This is a genomic window from Mesoterricola silvestris, assembly GCF_030295405.1.
In the GTDB taxonomy this organism is placed as follows: domain Bacteria; phylum Acidobacteriota; class Holophagae; order Holophagales; family Holophagaceae; genus Mesoterricola; species Mesoterricola silvestris.
On the sequence record NZ_AP027080.1, the window covers coordinates 364,163 to 383,915 of the forward strand.

The window sequence follows — 19,753 nt, forward strand, 5'->3', positions numbered from 1 at the left end:
GTTAAGCTCCCGCGGGCTGGTTGAGCGAAGCCTGGAAGGTCTCCTTGAAGCTGGTCACCTGGACCTTGAGGGCGGCCTTGGTCTCGTCGGAGAGGACCTTGGTGTCCCGGATGGTCCGGAGGAGCTCGGGAGCGTTGATGTCGAGGTAGCCGTGGAGCCCGGTTTCGAAGGTGCGGCACTGGTTGACCGGCAGGTCGTCCAGGAATCCGGCGGTGGCGGCCCAGATGGTGACCACCTGCTTCTCCACGGGCATGGGCACGTACTGGGGCTGCTTGAGGATCTCCACCAGGCGCTGGCCGCGGTTGAGCTGGGCCAGGGTGCCCTTGTCCAGGTCGGACCCGAACTGGGAGAAGGCTGCGAGCTCGCGGTACTGGGCCAGCTCGAGCTTGATGGAACCGGCCACCTGCTTCATGGCCTTCACCTGGGCGGCGCCGCCCACGCGGCTCACGGAGATGCCCACGTTCAGCGCGGGACGCACGCCCGAGTTGAACAGGTCGGATTCCAGGAAGATCTGGCCGTCGGTGATGGAGATGACGTTGGTGGGGATGTAGGCGGACACGTCGCCGGCCTGGGTCTCGATGATGGGCAGGGCCGTCAGGGATCCGCCGCCGCGGGCCTTGCTGAGCTTGGAGGCGCGTTCCAGGAGGCGGGAGTGGAGGTAGAACACGTCGCCGGGGTAGGCTTCGCGGCCGGGAGGACGCCGCACCAGCAGGGAGATCTCGCGGTAGGCCACGGCCTGCTTGGAGAGGTCGTCGTAGATGGCGAGGACGTGCTGGCCGGGGTTCGAGGCGGAGGCCTCCTTGCCGTCCACGCCGTGCCACATGAAGTACTCGCCCATGGCGGCGCCCGTCATGGGGGCCAGGTAGAGCAGGGGCGCGGGTTCGGAGGCGGTGGCGGCCACGACGATGGTGTGCTTCATGGCGTCGAAGTCCTCGAGGGTCTTCACCACCTGGGCGACCGTGGAGCGCTTGAGGCCGATGGCCACGTAGATGCAGATGACGCCCGTGTCCTTCTGGTTGATGATGGCGTCCAGGGCCACGGCGGTCTTGCCGGTCTGGCGGTCCCCGATGATCAGCTCGCGCTGGCCGCGGCCGATGGGGATGAGGGCGTCGATGGCCTTGAGGCCGGTCTGCATGGGCTGGGTGACGCTCTCGCGGTCCACGATGCCCGGGGCGATGCGCTCGATGGGGTTGCGGCCGGCGGCGGCGATGGGGCCCTTGCCGTCGATGGGGTTGCCCAGGGCGTCGATGACGCGGCCCACGAAGGCCGGGCCCACGGGGACGCTCATGATCTTCCCGGTGCGCTTGACGGTGTCGCCTTCCTTGATGGCGGCGGTCTCGCCCAGCAGGATGATGCCGACGTTGTCCTCCTCCAGGTTGAAGGCCAGGCCCTTCACGTCGTGGGGAAGCTCCAGCAGCTCGCCGGCCATGACCTTCTCGAGGCCGTGGGCGCGGGCGATGCCGTCACCCACGCTGATGACCGTCCCGATCTCGGAAACGTCCACCTGGGCGTCGAAGCCTTCGATCTGGCTGCGGATGATGCGGGAGATCTCTTCCGCGCGAATGTCCATGCGTTCCTCCGAAATTCCGGGACGGGTTAGGCAGAAAGAAGCTTGGCCTTCAGGAGCCGCAGCTGGCCCTGGAGGGAGGCGTCGTAGACGGTGGAACCCACCTGCACCTTCACGCCGCCGAGGATGGCGGGGTCGGGTTGCCAGTGGAACCGGATGGTCTTGCCGGTGCGCTGGGCCAGGGTGGCCGTGAGGGCCGTGGTCTGGGCGCCGGAGAGGGGCTGGGAGCTGCGCACCCGGGCCTCCACCACGCCGGTGGCCTCGTCCACCAGGTCCGCGTAGGCGTCGGCGATCTCGTGCACAAGGGAAAGGCGGGCGGCCTTGGCCACCACCTGGAAGAAGCGGCGCACCGTGGCGCTCATCTTGCCCTGCTCCAGGATGGCGTCGAAGGCGGCGGCCTTGCGGGAGGGGGCCAGGAGGGGATAGAAGGCCAGGCGGGACAGATCGGGGTTGCCCTTCACCAGGGCGGAGATCTCCGCCAGCTCCTCACGGTAGTCGGCGAGCTTGCCTTCCTTCTGGGCCAGGTCGGCGAGGGCCTTGGCGTAGCGGCGAGCGACGAGACGGTTGCTCACTGGGCACCTCCCACCTGCTGGATGGACTGGTCGATGACCCGGGCGGCCACATCGCCCGTCACCTGGTTCTGCAGGCGCCGGGTGGCGCCCTCCACGGCGAGGGTGGCCACCAGGGTGCGCAGCTCGGCTTCGGCGGCGCGCTTCTGGTAGTCGATCTCGGCCCCGGTCTGGGCCCGAATCTGGGCGGCCTCCGCCTGGGCGGACTGGATGATGCGCTCCTTCTCGGCTTCGGCCTCGGTCTCGGCCTTGGCCATGATGCCGGCCAGTTCCGCCTGGAGGCCCGCCATGCGGCCCTCCAACTCGGCGATCTGGGCATCGGCCTCGGCGCGTTCGCGCTCGGCCTGGCTGAGCTTGTCCTCCAGCTCCTTGGCGCGGGCCTTGAAGGCGCTGGAAAGGGCGCCCTTCAGGAGGAAGAAGAGGAGGCCCGCGAACAGGGCGAAATTGAAGGCCTGCACCGCGAACTTGCCGGGGGCCTGCAGCTCCATGCCGAAGAGGTGGAGGGCCTGATGGCCGCCGCCGTGCTTTTCGCCGGCGGCTTCGTGGCCGCCTTCGGGGGCGGCGCCCTCGTGGCCTTCGGGCTTCGCCTCATGCCCTCCGGGTTGGGCTTCATGCCCTTCGGGCCGGGCTTCATGCCCTTCGGGCTGGGCTTCGGGTTTGGCCTGGGCGTGGCCCGCGGGCTCCTGGGCCCGCAGGGCGGGGGCGCCCAGGGCGAGGCCGGAGAGGAGGGCCAGGAAGATGAAGGGGCGAAGGATGTTCATCAGGCCCGCCGGAGAAGATGGGAAACCATGGATTCGGAGAGGGCTTCCACCTGGGCCATGAGATCGGCCTTGGCCGATTCCTGGGTGGCCCTCAGCTCGGCCAGGGCGCGCTCGCGGTTCTGGGCGGATTCGGCCCGGGCCTTCTCCAGCAGGGCCTCCTTTTCCCGGGACGCGGCGGCGGAGAGGCTCTTGCGGTGCTCGAAGGCCTGGGCCCGGAGCTCCTTGAGGCGGGCGGCGTAATCCGCCTGGCGCTGTTCCACCAGGGCGGTGGCCTCGGCCCGGCGGCTGGCGCCCGACTGGATGGCCGTCTCCCGGTCATCCATGACCTGGATGATGGGCTTGAAGAAGACGTACTTGAGGAAGACGAAAAGGGACGTCACCAGGACCATGACGAAGAGGAGGGTCGCCGGGTCCACCTTCATGGGATCCGGCAGGGCGTCCATGAAGCTTTTCGGTTCGCCCGCCAGCAGAATCCCGGCCCCGCCAATCGACATCACACCATCAGGTAGCACGGATTCCTCCCATCGGCCTGCGTTTCCCCTCAGCTTGGACCGCCTGGGGCGCAGGAAGGAAGGTCCTTGATAAGGGAGCAGGACATTCTCTCAACTTCCCATCCATAGCTCAAGCGAGGGATTTCAGCTTGACGCCCCGTGGGTCCCGTGAGAGGATCAATGTTCGGCGATACGGGCGATTAGCTCAGTCGGTAGAGCAGCTGCTTTACACGCAGCATGTCGGCGGTTCGAGTCCGTCATCGCCCACCAGAAATGGTGCTTTGAAAACCAGGGGTTGTAGCTCAGTCGGTTAGAGTGACGGCCTGTCACGCCGTAGGTCGCGGGTTCGAGCCCCGTCAGCCCCGCCAGTAAAAGGATGCGCCCTCGCAATGAGGGCGCGTTTTTTTAGGGAGCCACCCTCATGAAACTCCCCATCGTCGCCCTGTGTGGTCGTCCCAACGTGGGCAAGTCTACCCTTTTCAATCGCCTGACCCGGAGCCGGGCGGCCCTGGTGCACGATCTGCCGGGCATGACCCGGGACCGGAGCTACGGGCGGGTCACCTGCCTGGATGAGGCCGGGGACCCCACGGAGGTCTTCGAACTGGTGGACACCGGCGGCCTGGACTTCGACGGGGCCGACGTCATCACCATGGGCATCACCCGCATCGCCGAGGCCGCCATGCAGGAGGCCCACGTGCTGGTCCTCATGGTGGACGCCCACGACGGCTGGAACCCCGACGACGCCGAGATCGCCGGCCGCATCCGGGTCCAGGGCAAGCCCTCCATCCTGGTCATCAACAAGATCGACGGCGTGCGGGGCGGGTCCCCGGACAGCGCCTTCTACGAACTGGGTTTCGATGAAGTGCACATCCTTTCCTCCGCCCACGGGGACGGGGTGCCGGAACTGCTGGCCAGCATCCAGGCCCATCTGCCCTTCCACCGCTCCCCCGAGGAGGCGGAGATCCACGATCCCGGCGACGAGCTGCGCTTCGCGGTGATCGGCCGTCCCAACGTGGGCAAGTCCTCCCTGGTCAACAAGTTCCTGGGCTACGAACGGAGCCTGGTGAGCGACGTGGCCGGCACCACCCGGGATACGGTGGATACGGTGTTCCAGGTGGAGGAGCGCATCTACCGCCTCATCGACACCGCCGGCATCCGCCGCAAGGGCAAGACCAACGAAGGCGCCGAGAAGCTCTCCATCCTCAAGGCCAAGCAGGCCATGGCCCGGGCCGACGTCTCCCTCCTCCTGGTGGACGCGGTGGAGGGGGTGACCCACCAGGACGCGGTCATCGCCGGCTACGCCCAGGACGCCGGCGCCGCGGTGATCATCCTCGTGAACAAGTGGGACCTGGTGGAGAAGGACACCTTCACCTCCCTGGCCATGGAGGACCGGATCCGCCAGGATCTGGGCTTCCTGCAGCACTCGCCCATGATGTTCGTGTCGGCCCTCACGGGGCAGCGGGTCTCCAAGGTCTTCACCCTCATCCACGAGGTGGCCGACGCCCATGCCCGCCGCATCCCCACCGGCAAGCTGAACACCTTCCTCCGGGAGGCCGTGTCGAACTTCCCCCCGGCCGCCGTGGAGGGCCTGAAGCCCAAGCTCTACTTCATGACCCAGGTGGGCGTCCGTCCCCCCAGTTTCGTCATCAAGACCAACACCGACCGGGAAATGCATTTCAGCTACCAGCGGTACCTGGAGAACCGCCTGCGGGAGCAGTTCGGTTTCGTGGGGACCCCCATCCGCCTGGCCTTCCGCAAGCGCGGGGTGGGCGAAGGCCAGGACGAGGGCACCGCCAAGGTCCGGAAGATCCTGGACCCCGGCGAGGGCCTGAAGCCCAGCCGGAGCGCCGAAGCCAAGGCCCACGCCTCCCAGGGCCCCACCGCCCGGACCTTCCGCCGCCCCGAGGGGGAGGCCGCCCAGGCGAGGCCCCCCCGTCCCGCCCGGGCCAAGGCTGCCAAGCCGGCTACCGCACGTCCGACCCGGACCCCCAAGGCCGCCCCCGCCAAGGGCCGCGCCTCCCGGGGCGTGAAGGGCCTTTCGGCCACCCGGCCGGGCCAATCAGCCAAGCGGCAGGTCAGCAAGAAGAAGTAGGACCGCGATCCCGAGGCTACCGGCCCACCCTCAGAAGGTGGCCGGGATGATCCCCCCGTCCACCTGGATGGAACTTCCCGTGAGGTAGCTGGCACGTTCACTGCACAGGAAGGCGATGACCTCCCCGATCTCCTCGGGGCGGCCGAGGCGGCGTAGGGGTATGGCGGCGTTGGATTTCTCGAAGTACTCCTCCACGGTGGTGCCGTCCTTCCGGGAGCGCACCTCGGCCAGGTGGAGCTGGCGGTCCGTGAGGACGTGGCCGGGAAGCAGGGCGTTGACCAGGACATTGTCGGGGCCGAATTCCGTGGCCATGGTCTTGGTGAGGGCCGACAGGCCCGCCCGCAGGGTGCTGCTGATGGTGAGGAGGGGCGCGGGCAGCTTGGCCACCAGGGACGTGATGTGGACGATGCGGCCCCACCGGCGCTCCCGCATGCCGGGCAGGACGAGCCGGCTCATGCGCACGGTGTTCAGGAGGGTGCTCTGCACGCCGCTCTCCCACTGGGCCTCGGTGAGCTCCAGGAAGGTGGCGGCGGGGGGGCCCCCGGTGTTGGTGACCAGGATGTCCACCTGGCCGAAGGCGGCGAGGGTGGCCTTGAACCAGTCCTCCAGGTCCGCCGGGTTCGTCACGTCGCAGGGGACGGCGAGCACGGACCCGCCCAGGTCGGCCTTGGCGGCCTCCAGCGCGGCCCGGTCCCGGCCGCAGATGGAGACCCGGCAGCCCTCCTTCACCAGGGCCGCCGCGGCGGCCTTCCCCAGGCCCTTGCTGGCGGCCGCCACCATGGCCACGCGGCCCTTGATCCCCAGGTCCATTGGGCACCTCCCTGGGCCCCAGGCTGCCACGAACGGGGTCCGGCCGGAAGCCATGACTTCCGTGGGAGACAAGGGGGGGCCCCTCCGGTAGCCTTGATCTCAAACCACTTTTTCCGGGACCCCCCATGACGGAAGCCATCAAACGATCCCTTCGCCACTCCGTGGCGGCCCGCTGGACATCGCTGCTCATCGTGAGCTTCACGATGCTCTGCGGCTACTACGTGGCCGACGTCATGTCGCCCCTGAAGCCGCTCATCGAGCAGCAGCTGAAATGGACCAGCGCGGAGTACGGCTTCTTCACCGGGGCCTACGCCTGGTTCAACGTGTTCCTGGGCATGCTCATCTTCGGCGGGATCATCCTGGACAAGATGGGGGCGCGGTTCACGGGCATCCTCTCCAGCGCCCTGATGGTGGCGGGCTGCGCGGTGAAGTGGTGGGCCGTGAGCACCCATTCCCTGGACCACGCGGTGGTCCCCCTCCTCAACGTCAAGGCCCAGGTCATGGTGGCCTCCCTGGGCTTCGCGGCCTTCGGGGTGGGCATCGAGATCATCGGCGTCACCGCCACCAAGGTCATCGCGCGCTGGTTCAGGGGCTACGAGATCGCCCTGGCCATGGGCCTCCAGGTGGGCACGGCCCGCATCGGCACCGCGCTGGCCCTGGAGCTCGGCGCACCCATCGGCGCCTACTTCAAGGCCGTGGGAGCTCCCGTCCTGCTGGGCGTGATCCTTTTGACCATCGGGCTGGTGGCCTACGTCTTCTACTGCGCCATGGACCGCAAGCTGGACAAGACGGAGGAGGAGAGCGGCCAGAGCAGTGAGGACGAGGAGGCCTTCCGCATCTCGGATATCCGGGAAATCCTGAGCATCAAGGGGTTCTGGTACATCACGATCCTGTGCGCGCTGTTCTACTCGGCCGTGTTCCCCTTCCTCAAGTACGCGCCGGATCTCATGGTTCAGAAATTCCATGTCAAGGACAGCTGGGCCGGCGCCATTCCGGGGATCCTGCCCTTCGCCACCATCCCCCTCACGGTGGTCTTCGGCAACTACTACGACCGCAAAGGCAAGGGCGCATCCCTGATGATCATCGGCTCCCTCCTCCTGGTGGTGGTCCATTTCATCTTCACCGTGCCCTTCCTGAGCCACTGGACCGTGGCCCTGGCCGCCACCATCGTCCTGGGCTTCGGCTTCTCCCTGGTGCCTTCCGCCATGTGGCCCTCCGTGCCCAAGTTCATCCCCCACCGCCAGCTGGGCACCGCCTACGGCCTGATCTTCTGGACCCAGAACCTGGTGGCCCTCTGGGGCATCCCCTACCTCATCGGCTACGTGCTGGACCGCTTCTGCATCACCGGCACCCGGGTGGTGGACGGCGTGAGCAGCCCCGCCTACAACTACACCCTGCCCATGGTCATCTTCACCTGCCTCGGCCTCCTGGCCGTGGTCTTCGGCCTCCTCCTGAAGCGGGAGGACCGCATCAAAGGCTTCGGCCTCGAACTCCCCTGCCGGGAGCAGTAGCCACCACCCCCGCTCCGTATTCGCACGGGTCCCGGACCTTCGCCCCGTTTCGTCATCGCCGGACAAGCCGGCGATGACGGATGGACCGGAAGGAACGCGGGGCCTGTGCCGCGCCCATTCCCTTCGTTGAGCGGACGGGAATCGTGAAGGCGAGGGCCCTCCCGAAGGCCCCTCCCCAGGAGCGCGGCTTCAATGGCTTGAGGGATTCGCTTCGCGTTCCCCATCCCGGCCCCGGTCGCCGCCGACGCTGATTGGCGTGCCTCCCCCACACCCCCTTGAAGCCACCTCAAACCAGCGTCGGCGCTCCCCAACCTCCTCCCCGCCCCACGCGAAGCTCCCCCCCAAACTGGGTCGGGGCCAATGGGTGAAACACAGCCCCAAAACCCGAGCCGCAATCATTCCGTTGCTGCGGGCCATGGCCCGCAGCAACGACCCGGGTCGCAATTCAGGGACCCGCACGATCCCGTCACCTCGCCCCTACAGCAGGTTTGTCCAGGGGCCGGCGTTGTGGACTTCGCTGCAGCCTTCGCGTTCGAGGAACTGCTTGGCCATGGCTGAGCGGCCTCCGCTGGCGCAGAAGACGATCACCGGGATCCGGGGGTCGATCTCGGCCACCCGGAGCTGGAGCTGGTCCAGGGGGATGTTGACGCTGCCGGGGACGCTGCCCTGGCCGAACTCGGCCGGGGTCCTCACGTCCACGAGCTGGGCGCCTGCGGCTTTGAGCTGGTCGAAATCACCCACGGCGTTGGCCTCCACGGAAGAAGAGCAGGATCTGCTTGACGATGAAGAGGACTCCATAGACCAGGACCAGGAACAGCATCGCCTTGCCCAGGTACATGGGATCCTTTCATAAGATGCTTTGAAGATATCCTTGTTCCGTTCCCGGAGGCGATTCCATGACATCCATCGAAGAAAGGGCCCGGGCCATCCGCCTCGTGTGCACGGACGTGGACGGGGTGCTCACCACGGGGGCCCTGGTGTACGGCACGGACCCGCGCCACACCAAGGTCTTCCACGTGCGGGACGGGGCGGGCATCAAGTGGCTCCAGCGCTTCCGCATCCCCGTGGCCTTCATCTCGGGGCTGGATTCGCCGGCCACGGTGCACCGGGCCTGGGACCTGAAGGTGGAGGACTGCTTCGTGGGGCACCTGGCCAAGAAGCCGGTGCTGGACCAGCTGTGCGCCAAGTACGGCCTGGCCCCGGAGGAGGTGGCCCACGTGGGGGACGACCTGGCCGACCTGCCCCTGCTCAACCGGGTGGGTCTGGCCTGCTGCCCCCGGGACGCGGTGGCCGAGGTGCGCGCGGCCTGCCACTTCGTGGTGCCCGTGGACGGCGGCGCCGGCGTTTTCCGCGCGGTGGCCGAGGCCATCCTGCGGGCCCAGGGGCACTGGGACGAGGTGGTGGCCTCGTACTGAACTAGACTGGAGACTTCAATGGGATCTGCCATGCATTTCAAGCGCAGGACACTGGCCACCGCCGGGGGATTCCTCCTGGCCTCCGCCCTCTGGGCCCAGGAGGCCGAGCCTTCCACCCTGGGGTTCCAGGTGCGGGGCAGCTTCCCGGAATCGGGCCTCGCGGACGCCGTGGGCGGAGGCAACGCGCCGGGGGTGGGCGTCAGCCTCCTCATGGAGAACGACCTGGCCGACTACTACCCGGGCTGGCGCTACCGGGTGGGCCTGGGCATGGATTTCTGGTTCTGGGGCAACCTCACCAAGCTCCCCGGCTCCGCGGGCAAGGTGTCCGTGGGCCACCTGGACGTCGAGGCCGTGCGGATGCTCCGCCCCGGCGGCGGCCCCTACCTGGTGGCCGGGGTGGGCATCTACCAGTGGGGCTGGTCCAAGACCGACCCGGTGCTGGGCAAGGTGGACCAGAAGGTGGGCCACGCGGCGGGCACCTTCGGCTTCGGGTACCGCATGACCCGTTCCCTGGATTTCGAACTGAAGGCCCTCATGGGCAAGATGGACCCCGACACCACCGCCGTGGCCATCATGGCGGCGGCGACGTACCGGTTCTAGCCCGATTCCCCGACCCACTCCAGCTATCACTACCGAAGCCAGCACATAGTCTTTCAATGAATACGACAGCCTTCCCCCTTAGCCAGGAATGACCTGGGTTCGGCGCTTCATCCCCTTCATCCTGATCATCCGATTCATCCCTGTTCCAGCAGGGCCATAGCCGGGATGGGTCGGGGCATGCAGAGCAACTACGCGCCGCCCCACCCCGGCGCTGGCCCTGCGGGAACAGGGATGAATCAGATGGACTGGATGAAGGGGATAGAAACCGGATCGAATTCGGATCGTGATTCCTGGCGAGTTGCCCCGACCGAAAATCCGTGCGATTGGACTTACGGTTTTATGAGGTGGGGTTGGTCGGAAAGTTGGGCTAGGTCGGCGAAGGGGCGGTGCCGTCCGGGGCTTTCGGCCCGCCCGGGCTCCTACAGGTACGCGGCGAGGTGGTCTGCCACCCGGCCCGCGGCGCCCGGCTGGCCCAGGCGGGCCCGGATGCCGGCGAGGTCCTTGCGCATGGCGGCGGCCCTTTCGGGATCCAGGAGGTCCTTGAGGGTCCGGCCCAGGCGCGCGGGGTTCACCTCGCCCTGGAGGAGCTCGGGCGCCACCTCGGTTCCGGCCACGACGTTGGCCAGGCCGAAGTGGGGGATCCGAACGAAGTACCGGGCGGCCAGGTAGGTGAGGGGGCTCAGTTTGTAGATGATGGCGAAGGGCGTGCCCAGGAGGGCGGTCTCCAGGGTGGCGGTGCCCGAGCACACCAGGGCGGCGTCGGCGTAGGCCCGGGCGGCGTACCCCAGGTCCTCCACCAGGCGGATGGGGGTGCCTTCCAGGTGGAGGGAGGCGGGGTCCAGGGTGGGGGCAACCGGGAGCACCCACTGGACCTCGGGGCCGTCCCAGCCGGCCACGGTGGCCACCAGGGGGGGCAGGAGGCGGTCCAGCTCGCTGCGGCGGCTGCCCGGAAGCAGGGCCACCAGGCGCCGGGTCGGATCCAGGCCGGCGCGGCGGAAGAAGGTCTCCCGGTCCACTTCGGGCGTCACGGCCTCCACCAGGGGGTTGCCCACCCACAGGGCCTCCACCTTGAGGCCCTGGAAGAGGGCGGGCTCGAAGTCGAAAAGGCAGTACAGCGCATCCAGGGTCCGGCCCAGCTCGGGGATGCGGCCCGCCTTCCAGGCCCACACCTGGGGGCACACGTACCAGTGCAGGCGCAGTTCCGGCATGGCCTTGCGGAAGGCCTTGGCCAGGCGCAGGTTGAGGCCGGGGTAGTCGATGAAGAGCACCGTGCCCACCCCCTCCTCCCGGGCCACGTCCAGGATGAGCTTGAAGAGGCGCCGCAGCTGGGGGAGGTGCCGGAGCACCTCCACGAAGCCCACCACGCCCAGGTCCTTCACGTCGGCCAGCTTGCGGTCCAGGAGGGGGGTCATGAGGCCGCCGCCCACGCCGATGATGCGCAGGGCGGGGCGCCGGGCGCGGAGCTCCTTCAGGATCTCGGCGCCGTGGAGGTCCCCCGAGGCTTCGCCGGCGATGACCAGGAGGGGCTTCACTGGCCACCTCCCCGGAAGAGGACTTCGGGCCAGGCCCGGGCCAGCTCCTCCATCCCTTCGCCCCGGGGCACGGCCACGTTCCACCGGTAGCCCAGGGCCTCCAGGCCGGAAAAGTCGTCGCCGGGGCCGCCCACGGCGCAGAAGAGGCGGTCCGAGATGCACTCCAGGTCCGGGCCCACGGTGCGGTCCCAGCAGAATCCCACCGCCTCCCCCCGGGCTTCGCGCAGGCGCTTGACCAGGGCCGGGGCGGCGCCCGGGGCGGGGCGCAGGGCCAGCTTGACCCCCTGGCCGTGGGTGATCTCCAGGAGCCCCTCCAGGACGCCCAGGAAGCGCGACACCTCCATGCGGGCCTCCGGGTCCTCGGCGTGCAGCACCAGGAAATCGGGCTCCAGCCGGGCCCGCAGGGCCGCCATGGCGGTCTCCCCCAGGCCCTCGTCCCAGGGGGCCGGGGGCAGGTGGATGGCGTGGACGGGAAGACCGGTCCAGGCGGGGTGAGCGCGGCCCGTCCAGGCCAGTTCGATGGCGTGGAAGGGCTTGTGGGCGCGGGGGTCGTTTTCGGAAGGGACGAGGGGCACAAATCGCATCAGGTGATTATCATGGAACACCGGAGGCATCCATGGCCCGAGTTTTCACTCTCGAGGAAGCCCGTGCGGCGCTGCCCCACGTGCAGACCATCACGCGCCCGGTGTTCGAGCTGGCCTCCAGCCTCGCCGAGGAGCTGCAGGCGGCGGAGGACCGTCAGGACGACAGCCGGGTTGAATCCCTGCAGACCCGCCTGGAGGCCCTCATGGAGAGCTGGGCCGAGGCCGTGCGAGACCTGGGCCCGGATGTGAAGGGCCCCTGGCTGGTGGATTTCGATTCCGGGGACGGGTACTGGTGCTGGGCCTTCCCCGAGGAGGACCTGGACCACTGGCACAGCTACGAAGGGGGCTTCTCCTCCCGGGTGCCCGTGGCCCTCAAGCCGGAGGCCCGGCGCGGGTGAACGGCTTCCGGGAAGCCGTGTGCGCCGCCGTGGCCACCGTGCCCCGGGGCCGGGTGGCCACGTACCGGCAGATCGCGTGGATGGTGGGCTTCCCGCGCCGTCCCCGTCAGGTGGGGATGGTCCTCAAGGGCCTGCCCGAGGGCACGGACCTGCCCTGGCACCGCATCGTGAATTCCAAGGGTTACGTGCCCAGCCGGGGACGGTGGTGGGGGGCCATGCTGCAGATCGAGCGGCTCAGGGCCGAGGGCGTGGAGGTGGACGACCTGGGCAACCTGGACCTGAAGGTTTTCGGCTGGGACGGCACGGCCTCCTGACCGGTTCCGCCCGGGGGTGGACGGATGGGAAGGCCCGCCCACAGGGGATCCGCGGGCGGATGGGAAGGCAATGATTCCCAATCCTCCTGCCGCGAACCCGGAAGGGCGGGCCAACGACTGGTTCCCATGGGCGCAAGGGCGGCCATGAGGGGGTCGGCAAATCCCATCATCAATGGAATGACCGGATGAAACGATCTTCTGGGCTTTCGCAATCCTGTTTCATGGGTCAGGCCTAGCCTCCAACGGGAGGAGCCACCCCATTGGCCGTCATCCAACGGACCAGGGAATGAGCCTCCTCCCCTCTCGCCAGGAAGACCGTCCTTCCCTTCTCCATGTCGTTCCAGGTCAGGCTGCTGTTGATCCATTCGGGGACCATGCCAATGATCGGGATCCGAACTTCCCTCCTGACGATCAGGGGAACGGTTATGCCCTGGATGTTCATCCAAAACGATGGGACGTCCCGGAAAACCAACGCGCTGCCATCCCTCGTCACGCTGCTGGGCAAGGGACGGAGGATCCGGCGCCACACCAATGCCAGCAGGCCGACCTGAAGCAGCATATTGAACAGCATGGCCGGATCGCCCTTTCTGAACCACGCGAGGCCGGCGGTTGCGACCCCGGCGGCGAAAAAGACCAATACCCACCCGCGAAGCCCGGCAGAGAAAGGCGTGAGGGAAAAGGTGAACACTGGGGCAGGGCTTGGGATCTGCGCTTCTGGATTCGCTGTCACGTTGTCCCTCCATTCATGCCGAAAATCCCCATCAGATTTCGAAGGCTGAGCATGGAAGACAGGAGAACCGGGAAGGCCCAGAGGTGGACGAACAACCAGAAACGGGTGGGATCCTTCTGGGAGGGAATGACGAAGGGAAGGACGAGCAGTGCCAGGATCACCAAGGAACCGGCAAACAGGCCTGCCAAGACAGCCGGGCGCCTCGGTGTAGCCAACGCGGTGTTTGTCTTTGGAGTTCTGGTCATGGGGCCACAGGGTTTCATTCAGGGTACCCCAAGGCCCCCTGCTTTGTCGGCCCAGGTCGACGCAAGTCTCCAGGGTTGCCTGGCTCCAGCGTGTGTCTGCAAACCCCAGGTGCCTTGAAACCGTGGTGAAGGGGTTTCCCAGGTTGAGCGGATCCCAGTTCATCCCATCCATCGGCGTTCATCCCGGTTTCCGCAGGGCTGACGCAGAGGCGGGTCGGAGCGCAAGTTACTCGACGTCCAAGACCCAAAGGTGGCGACAACTCCCAGCGAAGTTCGAACGGGGATAAAAGGGATCCAGGGGAAAAGGCAGGATAAAGAACGTCAGGTCAATGCTGGGGCCGGTCCCTCGAAGGTCTACCACCTCCATGTTGAGATTCGGCGGGCGCCTGACGGGGGGGCTGGGTAATCCCTCTCCTTGCGCTGCTCGCTGCTCTAGGGTCTGCACGTGGTGGCCAACACGGCGGGGCAACCCTGGATCGTCTGGCAGAAGTTGCGGGGACCCGGTCCTGTTGGGATGCCCTTGGAATTGATCCAGGCTCAGGTCATTCCCTTGCTGAAAGATGTGATAGCTGGACCTGAGGCCCATCCAAAGCTGCCAGCGGCCCTCTCGTGGGCAAATTGGCTTGTACGTGGTTAATGCGGTCCACGTAGCTAACACGTGCAACGTGATCCGGTTGGAGCGGTGACCGGCCTGGCCGAGGGGATACGGCAAGACCATTGAAAAGATTAAACGCTGGGGCGCAGAGGACTCGCTGGGGCGCTGGGAAAAGAAGGTGAACCTTGGGGAGGCTGATGGTGGGTCCACCCGGAGGGCCCCATGCCACGCTGCTTCGTTGACTGGCACCACCAGGACGGCGGGATCCGCCGCGACTTTCATGCCGGAGGCTGACCCCCCCAGCGCCCCAGCGAGTCCTCTGCGCCCCAGCGTTTGGTTTCCTGCCTGGTTTTCGTGGCGCAACGGAGGCTGACCATGACCTTTCGGCGAAGGTACAAAGTCGAAGGCCCCGGAGGGTAACTCCAGGGCCTTCATTTGGTTGGGGAGGAAGGATTTGAACCCTCACCTGACAGAATCAGAATCTGTTGTCCTACCGTTAGACCACTCCCCATACGGCAGTACTTAGGATATCCAATTCCCGGACGAAAACAAGACCTTTGGGTGAAATGGTCCGGGGCCAACCCGCGGTATCCTCTTAGCCAACTCCACAGGCGGACGGACCCATGGCAGACACCCTGAAACTGGCCTATTTCGTGGCGATGAAGGAGGGCGCCAGCTACCTGGGGGGGCTGCTGCTCACGGACGCCTCGGGGATCCCGCTGGATTTCCGGTACACGGAGCCCATCACCCCCACGAAGCTGCAGGCGGTGCTCTACGGCAAGGCGCTGGAGCCCCACCTCAAGGAGGAGGTGATCCAGAAGACCCTCCTCAAGGAGCTCAAGTCGGCGCCGGATCTCTTCATCCTGCCCCCGGCGGAACTGGCGGGGGGGTGGAACGGGGAGGCGAAGTGCCCGGCCCTGGCGGTGCAGAAGACCCAGGATCCGCCCCTGGCGAGGGTCGGCGAGAGCTTCCGGGCCTCGCCCCGGGAGGTGCTGCTCCAGGTGGCGGAGGGGGCGGCGCCCCTGCGGGTGATCTTCGCCCAGTCCGTGGATCTGCCGGCCCAGGAACTGGCCCTGGGCAAGCTGGTGGAGGCGGCCTACCAGATGGATCCCGTGGAGCCCCTGGAGCGGGTCGCCGAGGCCCTCCAGACCCTGGTCAAGCCGGTGTAGGCATGGTGGGCGGCCGGTTCCGGGACGCGATGTCCGACATGGCCGAAACCATCCGGCGGGTCTTCCAGGCCCCCCCGGCCCGGGAGGTGGACCTGGGGGTTCCGGGGGCGTCCGCGCGGGGCGTGGAGCTCGTGGGCACCCGGGCCCAGGGACCGGATTTCCGGCTCCGGGCCGGGACGGCGGGGGTTCCGGCGCTGGGGGCGGCTCCGCCGGTGGCCGTGGGGTTCCGGTGGACCGCGGCGGTGCGCGGGGAGGAAGGGTGGGCCCGGTGGGCCGCGGGGGCCCAGGTCTGCGTGCTGCCGCTCTTCCAGGCCGGGGGCACCGGGCGCCTGGAGGTGCCGCCCCTGCCCCGCAGGCCCGGGGTGCGGGGGGCGGCCCCGGAAGGCTTCCGCACCCGGAGCCGGCCCGGGCTGGAGCCCCTGGGCGGGGCCCGGTGCCAGGCGGCGCCCTGCGGCCTGGGGGCCCCGCGGTCCTTCCGGGCCCTGGAGCACGCCCTGGCGCTGCCGGTGGCCTTCGTGGGGGAGGACGTCCAGAAGCTCCCCAAGGCGCTCTGGATGCGGTATACCTTGAAATTGGTGCGGGAGACCGGGGAGAACATCCGTAATCTGGAGGTGCTGGGCCTCTACCGGATCCCCGGGCGGGGTACCCGGCAGATCAACCACCAGGCCGCCACCGGGCGCCTCCTGGTCACCCTGGGTCCCGAAAGCGTGGGCGCCCCGAGGGCCCCCTTCGTCCTGGCCCGGAAGAAGGATGACGAATCGATCGTGTGCTGCTTCGTGGAGGATGTCTGATGTCCAAGCCCGGGAACGAACCTGACAAGGACTGGACGGAGGAGGTGGACGCGCCGGACCCCACGGTGCCCATCTCGGGCTGGCCGGATTTCGAGACGGCCCTGCGCAAGCGCTTCCCCGGGGAGACGGGGCAGGTGCCCTGCGAGTACGTGGTGGTGGTCTACGCCGGCGCCCACCTGGGCCGGGTCTTCCCCCTGGCGCCCGGGGCGAACGTCATCGGCCGCAGCCCCAGCGTGGACATCGCCCTCCTGGACGAGGAGGTGAGCCGCACCCACGCCACCATCACCCTGTGGCAGGGCCCCGCCGGGGACCGGGTGCAGCTGGAGGACAACGCCAGCACCAACGGGACCTTCCTCAACGGCCGCGCCGTGACCCGGACCATGGACCTGGTCCCCGGGGACCGCGTCGCCATGGGCAGCCACGTGCTCAAGCTCGTGGCCATGGACGCCATGGAGCGGGCCTTCCACGCCGTGCTCCTGGACCAGAGCACCAAGGACCCCCTCACGGGCCTGGGCAACCGGCGCACCACCCTGGAGGAGCTGCAGCGGCGCTTCGATCTCTCCAAGCGCCACCACCGGCCCCTTTCGATCATCATGTGCGATCTTGATTTCTTCAAGCGGATCAACGACACCCTGGGCCACCTGGCCGGGGACCAGGTGCTGCGGGATTTCGGGGGGCGGGTGGTGAGCGGCCTGCGCACCACCGACGTGGCCGGGCGCATCGGCGGGGAGGAATTCCTGCTGGTGCTGCCGGAGACCGACAGGGAGGGCGCGCTGCTGCTGGCGAACCGCCTCCTGGAGGCCACGGGCCAGGTGCCCTTCGAACTCCCCTCGGGGCCCCTCCACGTGACCTGCAGCCTGGGGGTGGCGGAGCGCCGCGAGGAGGACCGGGACGGCGGCGTGCTCATGGGAAGGGCCGACGGCGCCCTCTACCTCGCCAAGCGGGGTGGGCGGAACAAAGTGATCTGCGACGAACCTGCTCGTTGACAAGGGGGGCCGCGGCCTCTTAAATGGCATAGGACCTCCCGCCAGTACCCGCCGAACCTATGCCCATTCAGCCGCCTCTCTACGAGGAATTTGCCGAATCCGATCCGCCGACGCTCTTCGCCTCCCCCCTGGGCGATACGCTTCCGCCGGCCCGGGGAGAGTGGGCGCTCATACGCTACGTGGGGGTGCCCATCGGGGAAGTGCTGGCCCTGCGCACGGTGAGCCTCACCATCGGGCGGTCCCCGGAAAACGACCTGGTGCTCCCCGAGGTGGAGGTGAGCCGCCACCACGCCCGCATCGAGCTGGTGGGCCAGGAGGACCAGGCGCCCATCGTCCTCATTTCCGATCTGGGATCCACCAACGGCACCTTCGTGAACGGCCGCAAGATCCTCACCCGCAACGGTCCCGTGAGCCTCCAGCACGGGGATGTGATCCGGGTGGGCACCCACGCCTTCAAGCTCAAGCACCTGGATGAAATGGAGAAGCACTACCATGAGGCGGTGCTGGCGCAGACCACGGTGGATTCCCTGACGGGCCTGACGAACCGGGCCTCGGTGCTGGGCTTCCTGGAAAAGCAGACGGATCTGGCCCGGCGCCACGGCCGCACCCTGACCCTGATCCTCTGCGACCTGGACCACTTCAAGGACGTGAACGACCAGCACGGCCACGCCGTGGGGGACCAGGTCCTCAAGTGCTTCGGGCAGGTGGTCATGGGAAGGCTCCGGGCCTCGGACCACGTGGGCCGCATCGGCGGGGAGGAGTTCCTCATCGTCCTGCCCGAGACCGAAGGCCGCGAGGCCCTGGCGGTGGCCGAGGAACTGCGCAAGGCCGTGGCCGAGGAGGCCATGGCCGGCCACCTTCCCGGGCAGACCTTCCGGGTCACCTGCTGCTTCGGCATCGCCCAGTTCCGGGCGGAGGACGCGGACGCGGGCTCCCTCCTGGCCCGGGCCGACGTGGCCCTCTACCGCGCCAAGTCCCAGGGCCGGAACCGCGTGGAATTCGACGGGCGCGCATGAACCTGGCCCTGCCCAAGCGCGCTGGCGGGGCCCGGGTCCTGGAACGCCTGGGGGAGGGCGGCATGGCCGTGGTGCACCGGGCGGAGGATCCCTTCCGCCCCGGGCGGGCCCTGGCCGTGAAGTTCCTCAAGGCCGAGGCCTCCAGCGATCCCGAACTGGTCCTGCGCTTCCTCCGGGAGGGGGAGGTGCTCCGGCGCCTCAGCCATCCCAACCTGGTGGAGGTCTTCGATTTCGGGCGGGCCGGAAGCACGCCGTTCATCCTCATGGAGCTGCTTCCCGGCGGCGACGTGAAGCGGTGCTACGGCGAGGCGCCGGCGCGGATCCTGCGCCGCCTCCTGCCGGTGGCGGGAGCGCTGCGCGCGGCCCACGAGGCCGGGGTCATCCACCGGGACCTCAAGCCCTCCAACCTGCTCTTCGACGCCGTGGGGAACCTCAAGGTGACGGACTTCGGCGTGTGCCTGTGGGAGGGCGGGGAGGGCACCCGCGTCACCCGCAGCCAGATGGTGGTGGGGACCCTCGGGTACATGGCCCCCGAGCAGCACGGGGATCCCAGGAACGTGGACGGGCGGTGCGATGTGTACGCCCTGGGATCCATCCTCTACGAGTTCACCACGGGCCGCCCCTACAGCCAGGTGCAGCTCCCGCCCGCGCTGGTGCGCACGGGCTTCCCGCCCCGCATGGCGCGCATCCTCATGCAGGCCCTGGCCCCCGATCCCGCCCGGCGCATCCCGTCCATGGAAGCCCTGGCCGCGGAATGGGAGGAGTGGCTCCAGAGCGCCGAGAGCGCCGGCTGGGGGGACCAGCCCCTGCCCGGGTTCCGGGTGGAGGACCGGGACCAGGAGACGGTGAGCAGGGTCAAGCGCCACGCGGAGGAGGAGCCCGGATCGCGGCTGGGGCCCTACCTGGACGGCCTGCGCACCGGCGGCGTGGGCAGCCGCCGCGCCGCGGCCGAAGGGCTCCAGAATGCCGTGGTGGCGGGGGACGAGGCCTTCCTCCTGGCCGAACTGGACCAGGCGCCCGAGGCCATGCGCTTCGCCCTCTGCGCCGCCCTGGGCGCCGTGGGCACCCCCGCGGCCATCCCGGCCCTCCTGGCGCTCCTGGGGGACCCCTTCGCCCAGCGGGAGGGGGCCGAGGCCGCCAGCCTCATTGCCCAGCGGGCCGGGCAGCCGGGGCTGGTCCTGCCCCACCTGCGGGAACCGGGCCTGGGCTCCCCCTGGCGCTGGGTGCCCCGGGCGCGCCTGGCCGACGCCGCCTGGGCCGCGGCCCTGGTGCAGGACTGGGCCAGCCTCAACGCGCCGCTCCGCCTCCAGGCCCTGGAGGCCGCGGGCCTGCTCCCGGCGAAGGCCCGGGCCTCCCTGAAGGCCCACCTGAAGCCGGCCCTGGAGCGGGCCGGGGGGCAGGTGCAAAAGCTCTGGGAAGGGCTCTAGTGCAGGGCGCCAGAAGAACCTTAACAATTCGCCCCACCCCCTCGTACAGATCCAGATCAGGTGGGGTGTTGACGAGTCGCTTGGTACCCCGTTCTTGAGGCGCCGAGGAGGCCGAGGATTCCGAGGAAAGAGAAAGGAAGGGTTTGCTTT

Annotated in this window: 20 protein-coding genes and 3 tRNA genes; 13 read left to right on the top strand and 10 right to left on the bottom strand. The window is 68.5% G+C overall.

The genetic code is table 11. The features are described from left to right. Position 1 precedes the first annotated feature (1 nt). From atpA to R2J76_RS01670, 4 genes are read right to left on the bottom strand one after another with little or no spacing between them, the layout of a single operon-like run. A complete protein-coding gene (gene atpA, locus R2J76_RS01655; protein WP_316414033.1) occupies positions 2–1,570 on the bottom strand; it encodes a F0F1 ATP synthase subunit alpha in 1,569 nt (522 codons plus the stop codon). 26 nt (positions 1,571–1,596) lie between these two features. After that, positions 1,597–2,139, bottom strand: coding sequence for an ATP synthase F1 subunit delta (atpH, locus tag R2J76_RS01660; protein ID WP_316414034.1), 543 nt, complete (start codon positions 2,137–2,139; stop codon positions 1,597–1,599). Then, on the bottom strand, positions 2,136–2,897 hold the full coding sequence (gene atpF / locus R2J76_RS01665; RefSeq protein ID WP_316414035.1) for a F0F1 ATP synthase subunit B: 762 nt from the start codon (positions 2,895–2,897) through the stop codon (positions 2,136–2,138). Before atpF ends, atpH begins: the two co-directional genes overlap by 4 nt. After that, positions 2,897–3,340, bottom strand: a complete 444-nt coding sequence (locus tag R2J76_RS01670) for an ATP synthase F0 subunit B (protein ID WP_316414036.1) — start codon at positions 3,338–3,340, stop codon at positions 2,897–2,899. Before R2J76_RS01670 ends, atpF begins: the two co-directional genes overlap by 1 nt. 242 nt (positions 3,341–3,582) lie before the next feature. On the opposite strand from R2J76_RS01670, the gene R2J76_RS01675 reads away from it, so the two are divergent. The 3 genes from R2J76_RS01675 to der all read left to right on the top strand — a co-directional run bounded on the left by R2J76_RS01675 (position 3,583) and on the right by der (position 5,480). Continuing rightward, positions 3,583–3,658, top strand: a tRNA-Val gene (locus R2J76_RS01675). A gap of 21 nt (positions 3,659–3,679) precedes the next feature. Beyond that, positions 3,680–3,756: transfer RNA gene (locus R2J76_RS01680), tRNA-Asp, on the top strand. Between the two features lie 53 nt (positions 3,757–3,809). After that, positions 3,810–5,480, top strand: coding sequence for a ribosome biogenesis GTPase Der (der, locus tag R2J76_RS01685; RefSeq protein ID WP_316414037.1), 1,671 nt, complete (start codon positions 3,810–3,812; stop codon positions 5,478–5,480). 30 nt (positions 5,481–5,510) lie between these two features. On the opposite strand, the gene R2J76_RS01690 is transcribed toward der, so the two are convergent. After that, complete coding sequence (locus R2J76_RS01690) at positions 5,511–6,290, bottom strand: SDR family oxidoreductase (protein WP_316414038.1); 780 nt, start codon at positions 6,288–6,290, stop codon at positions 5,511–5,513. Between the two features lie 125 nt (positions 6,291–6,415). Here R2J76_RS01690 and R2J76_RS01695 point away from each other — a divergent pair, with 125 nt between their 5' ends. After that, positions 6,416–7,801: an MFS transporter gene (locus R2J76_RS01695; protein ID WP_316414039.1), complete on the top strand. Its 1,386-nt coding sequence runs from the start codon at positions 6,416–6,418 to the stop codon at positions 7,799–7,801. A gap of 477 nt (positions 7,802–8,278) precedes the next feature. On the opposite strand, the gene R2J76_RS01700 is transcribed toward R2J76_RS01695, so the two are convergent. Further along, complete coding sequence (locus R2J76_RS01700; protein ID WP_316414040.1) at positions 8,279–8,542, bottom strand: rhodanese-like domain-containing protein; 264 nt, start codon at positions 8,540–8,542, stop codon at positions 8,279–8,281. Positions 8,543–8,697: 155 nt separating this feature from the next. Here R2J76_RS01700 and R2J76_RS01705 point away from each other — a divergent pair, with 155 nt between their 5' ends. Both R2J76_RS01705 and R2J76_RS01710 read left to right on the top strand, forming a co-directional pair. Next, positions 8,698–9,216, top strand: a complete 519-nt coding sequence (locus R2J76_RS01705; protein ID WP_316414041.1) for a KdsC family phosphatase — start codon at positions 8,698–8,700, stop codon at positions 9,214–9,216. Positions 9,217–9,234: 18 nt separating this feature from the next. Beyond that, complete coding sequence (locus R2J76_RS01710) at positions 9,235–9,816, top strand: hypothetical protein (RefSeq protein WP_316414042.1); 582 nt, start codon at positions 9,235–9,237, stop codon at positions 9,814–9,816. Positions 9,817–10,235: 419 nt separating this feature from the next. On the opposite strand, the gene lpxB is transcribed toward R2J76_RS01710, so the two are convergent. Next, positions 10,236–11,348, bottom strand: a complete 1,113-nt coding sequence (lpxB, locus tag R2J76_RS01715) for a lipid-A-disaccharide synthase (protein WP_316414043.1) — start codon at positions 11,346–11,348, stop codon at positions 10,236–10,238. Beyond that, entirely contained in the window at positions 11,345–11,932 is a 588-nt protein-coding gene (locus R2J76_RS01720) for a hypothetical protein (protein WP_316414044.1), read from the bottom strand. The genes lpxB and R2J76_RS01720 overlap by 4 nt, the downstream gene beginning before the upstream one ends. Before the next feature lie 32 nt (positions 11,933–11,964). Here R2J76_RS01720 and R2J76_RS01725 point away from each other — a divergent pair, with 32 nt between their 5' ends. Further along, positions 11,965–12,330, top strand: coding sequence for a DUF2203 family protein (locus tag R2J76_RS01725; RefSeq protein ID WP_316414045.1), 366 nt, complete (start codon positions 11,965–11,967; stop codon positions 12,328–12,330). Beyond that, positions 12,327–12,644, top strand: a complete 318-nt coding sequence (locus R2J76_RS01730) for an MGMT family protein (protein WP_316414046.1) — start codon at positions 12,327–12,329, stop codon at positions 12,642–12,644. The genes R2J76_RS01725 and R2J76_RS01730 overlap by 4 nt, the downstream gene beginning before the upstream one ends. A gap of 232 nt (positions 12,645–12,876) precedes the next feature. Here R2J76_RS01730 and R2J76_RS01735 read toward each other — a convergent pair whose 3' ends face one another. Beyond that, the gene (locus R2J76_RS01735) at positions 12,877–13,374 is read right to left on the bottom strand and encodes a hypothetical protein (protein ID WP_316414047.1); all 498 of its coding nucleotides are present in this window, start codon (positions 13,372–13,374) and stop codon (positions 12,877–12,879) included. A 1,276-nt stretch (positions 13,375–14,650) separates the two neighbouring features. After that, positions 14,651–14,725 (bottom strand) — tRNA-Gln (locus R2J76_RS01740). 112 nt (positions 14,726–14,837) lie between these two features. Between R2J76_RS01740 and R2J76_RS01745 the strand changes: the two genes are divergently transcribed. The 5 genes from R2J76_RS01745 to R2J76_RS01765 are packed head-to-tail and all read left to right on the top strand — an operon-like array spanning position 14,838 to position 19,603. Then, on the top strand, positions 14,838–15,383 hold the full coding sequence (locus R2J76_RS01745; protein WP_316414048.1) for a hypothetical protein: 546 nt from the start codon (positions 14,838–14,840) through the stop codon (positions 15,381–15,383). Between the two features lie 2 nt (positions 15,384–15,385). Beyond that, a complete protein-coding gene (locus R2J76_RS01750; protein ID WP_316414049.1) occupies positions 15,386–16,174 on the top strand; it encodes a hypothetical protein in 789 nt (262 codons plus the stop codon). Beyond that, positions 16,174–17,160 carry a GGDEF domain-containing protein gene (locus R2J76_RS01755; RefSeq protein ID WP_316414050.1) on the top strand — a complete coding sequence of 329 codons (987 nt, stop codon included), beginning with the start codon at positions 16,174–16,176 and terminating at the stop codon, positions 17,158–17,160. Before R2J76_RS01750 ends, R2J76_RS01755 begins: the two co-directional genes overlap by 1 nt. A 59-nt stretch (positions 17,161–17,219) precedes the next feature. Continuing rightward, positions 17,220–18,176, top strand: a complete 957-nt coding sequence (locus R2J76_RS01760) for a GGDEF domain-containing protein (RefSeq protein WP_316414051.1) — start codon at positions 17,220–17,222, stop codon at positions 18,174–18,176. Next, the gene (locus R2J76_RS01765) at positions 18,173–19,603 is read left to right on the top strand and encodes a serine/threonine-protein kinase (protein ID WP_316414052.1); all 1,431 of its coding nucleotides are present in this window, start codon (positions 18,173–18,175) and stop codon (positions 19,601–19,603) included. Before R2J76_RS01760 ends, R2J76_RS01765 begins: the two co-directional genes overlap by 4 nt. Positions 19,604–19,753: the final 150 nt, after the last annotated feature.

Excerpts from the sequence above, each read along its gene's own strand:
- R2J76_RS01670 (WP_316414036.1), bottom strand. The coding sequence starts at position 3,340 with ATGGACGCCCTGCCGGATCCCATGAAGGTGGACCCGGCGACCCTCCTC.
- R2J76_RS01705 (WP_316414041.1), top strand. The coding sequence starts at position 8,698 with ATGACATCCATCGAAGAAAGGGCCCGGGCCATCCGCCTCGTGTGCACG.
- atpA (WP_316414033.1), bottom strand. The coding sequence starts at position 1,570 with ATGGACATTCGCGCGGAAGAGATCTCCCGCATCATCCGCAGCCAGATC.
- der (WP_316414037.1), top strand. The coding sequence starts at position 3,810 with ATGAAACTCCCCATCGTCGCCCTGTGTGGTCGTCCCAACGTGGGCAAG.
- R2J76_RS01710 (WP_316414042.1), top strand. The coding sequence starts at position 9,235 with ATGGGATCTGCCATGCATTTCAAGCGCAGGACACTGGCCACCGCCGGG.
- R2J76_RS01765 (WP_316414052.1), top strand. The coding sequence starts at position 18,173 with ATGAACCTGGCCCTGCCCAAGCGCGCTGGCGGGGCCCGGGTCCTGGAA.
- R2J76_RS01725 (WP_316414045.1), top strand. The coding sequence starts at position 11,965 with ATGGCCCGAGTTTTCACTCTCGAGGAAGCCCGTGCGGCGCTGCCCCAC.
- R2J76_RS01760 (WP_316414051.1), top strand. The coding sequence starts at position 17,220 with ATGCCCATTCAGCCGCCTCTCTACGAGGAATTTGCCGAATCCGATCCG.
- R2J76_RS01720 (WP_316414044.1), bottom strand. The coding sequence starts at position 11,932 with ATGCGATTTGTGCCCCTCGTCCCTTCCGAAAACGACCCCCGCGCCCAC.
- R2J76_RS01695 (WP_316414039.1), top strand. The coding sequence starts at position 6,416 with ATGACGGAAGCCATCAAACGATCCCTTCGCCACTCCGTGGCGGCCCGC.
- R2J76_RS01745 (WP_316414048.1), top strand. The coding sequence starts at position 14,838 with ATGGCAGACACCCTGAAACTGGCCTATTTCGTGGCGATGAAGGAGGGC.
- atpF (WP_316414035.1), bottom strand. The coding sequence starts at position 2,897 with ATGAACATCCTTCGCCCCTTCATCTTCCTGGCCCTCCTCTCCGGCCTC.
- R2J76_RS01755 (WP_316414050.1), top strand. The coding sequence starts at position 16,174 with ATGTCCAAGCCCGGGAACGAACCTGACAAGGACTGGACGGAGGAGGTG.
- R2J76_RS01750 (WP_316414049.1), top strand. The coding sequence starts at position 15,386 with ATGGTGGGCGGCCGGTTCCGGGACGCGATGTCCGACATGGCCGAAACC.
- R2J76_RS01690 (WP_316414038.1), bottom strand. The coding sequence starts at position 6,290 with ATGGACCTGGGGATCAAGGGCCGCGTGGCCATGGTGGCGGCCGCCAGC.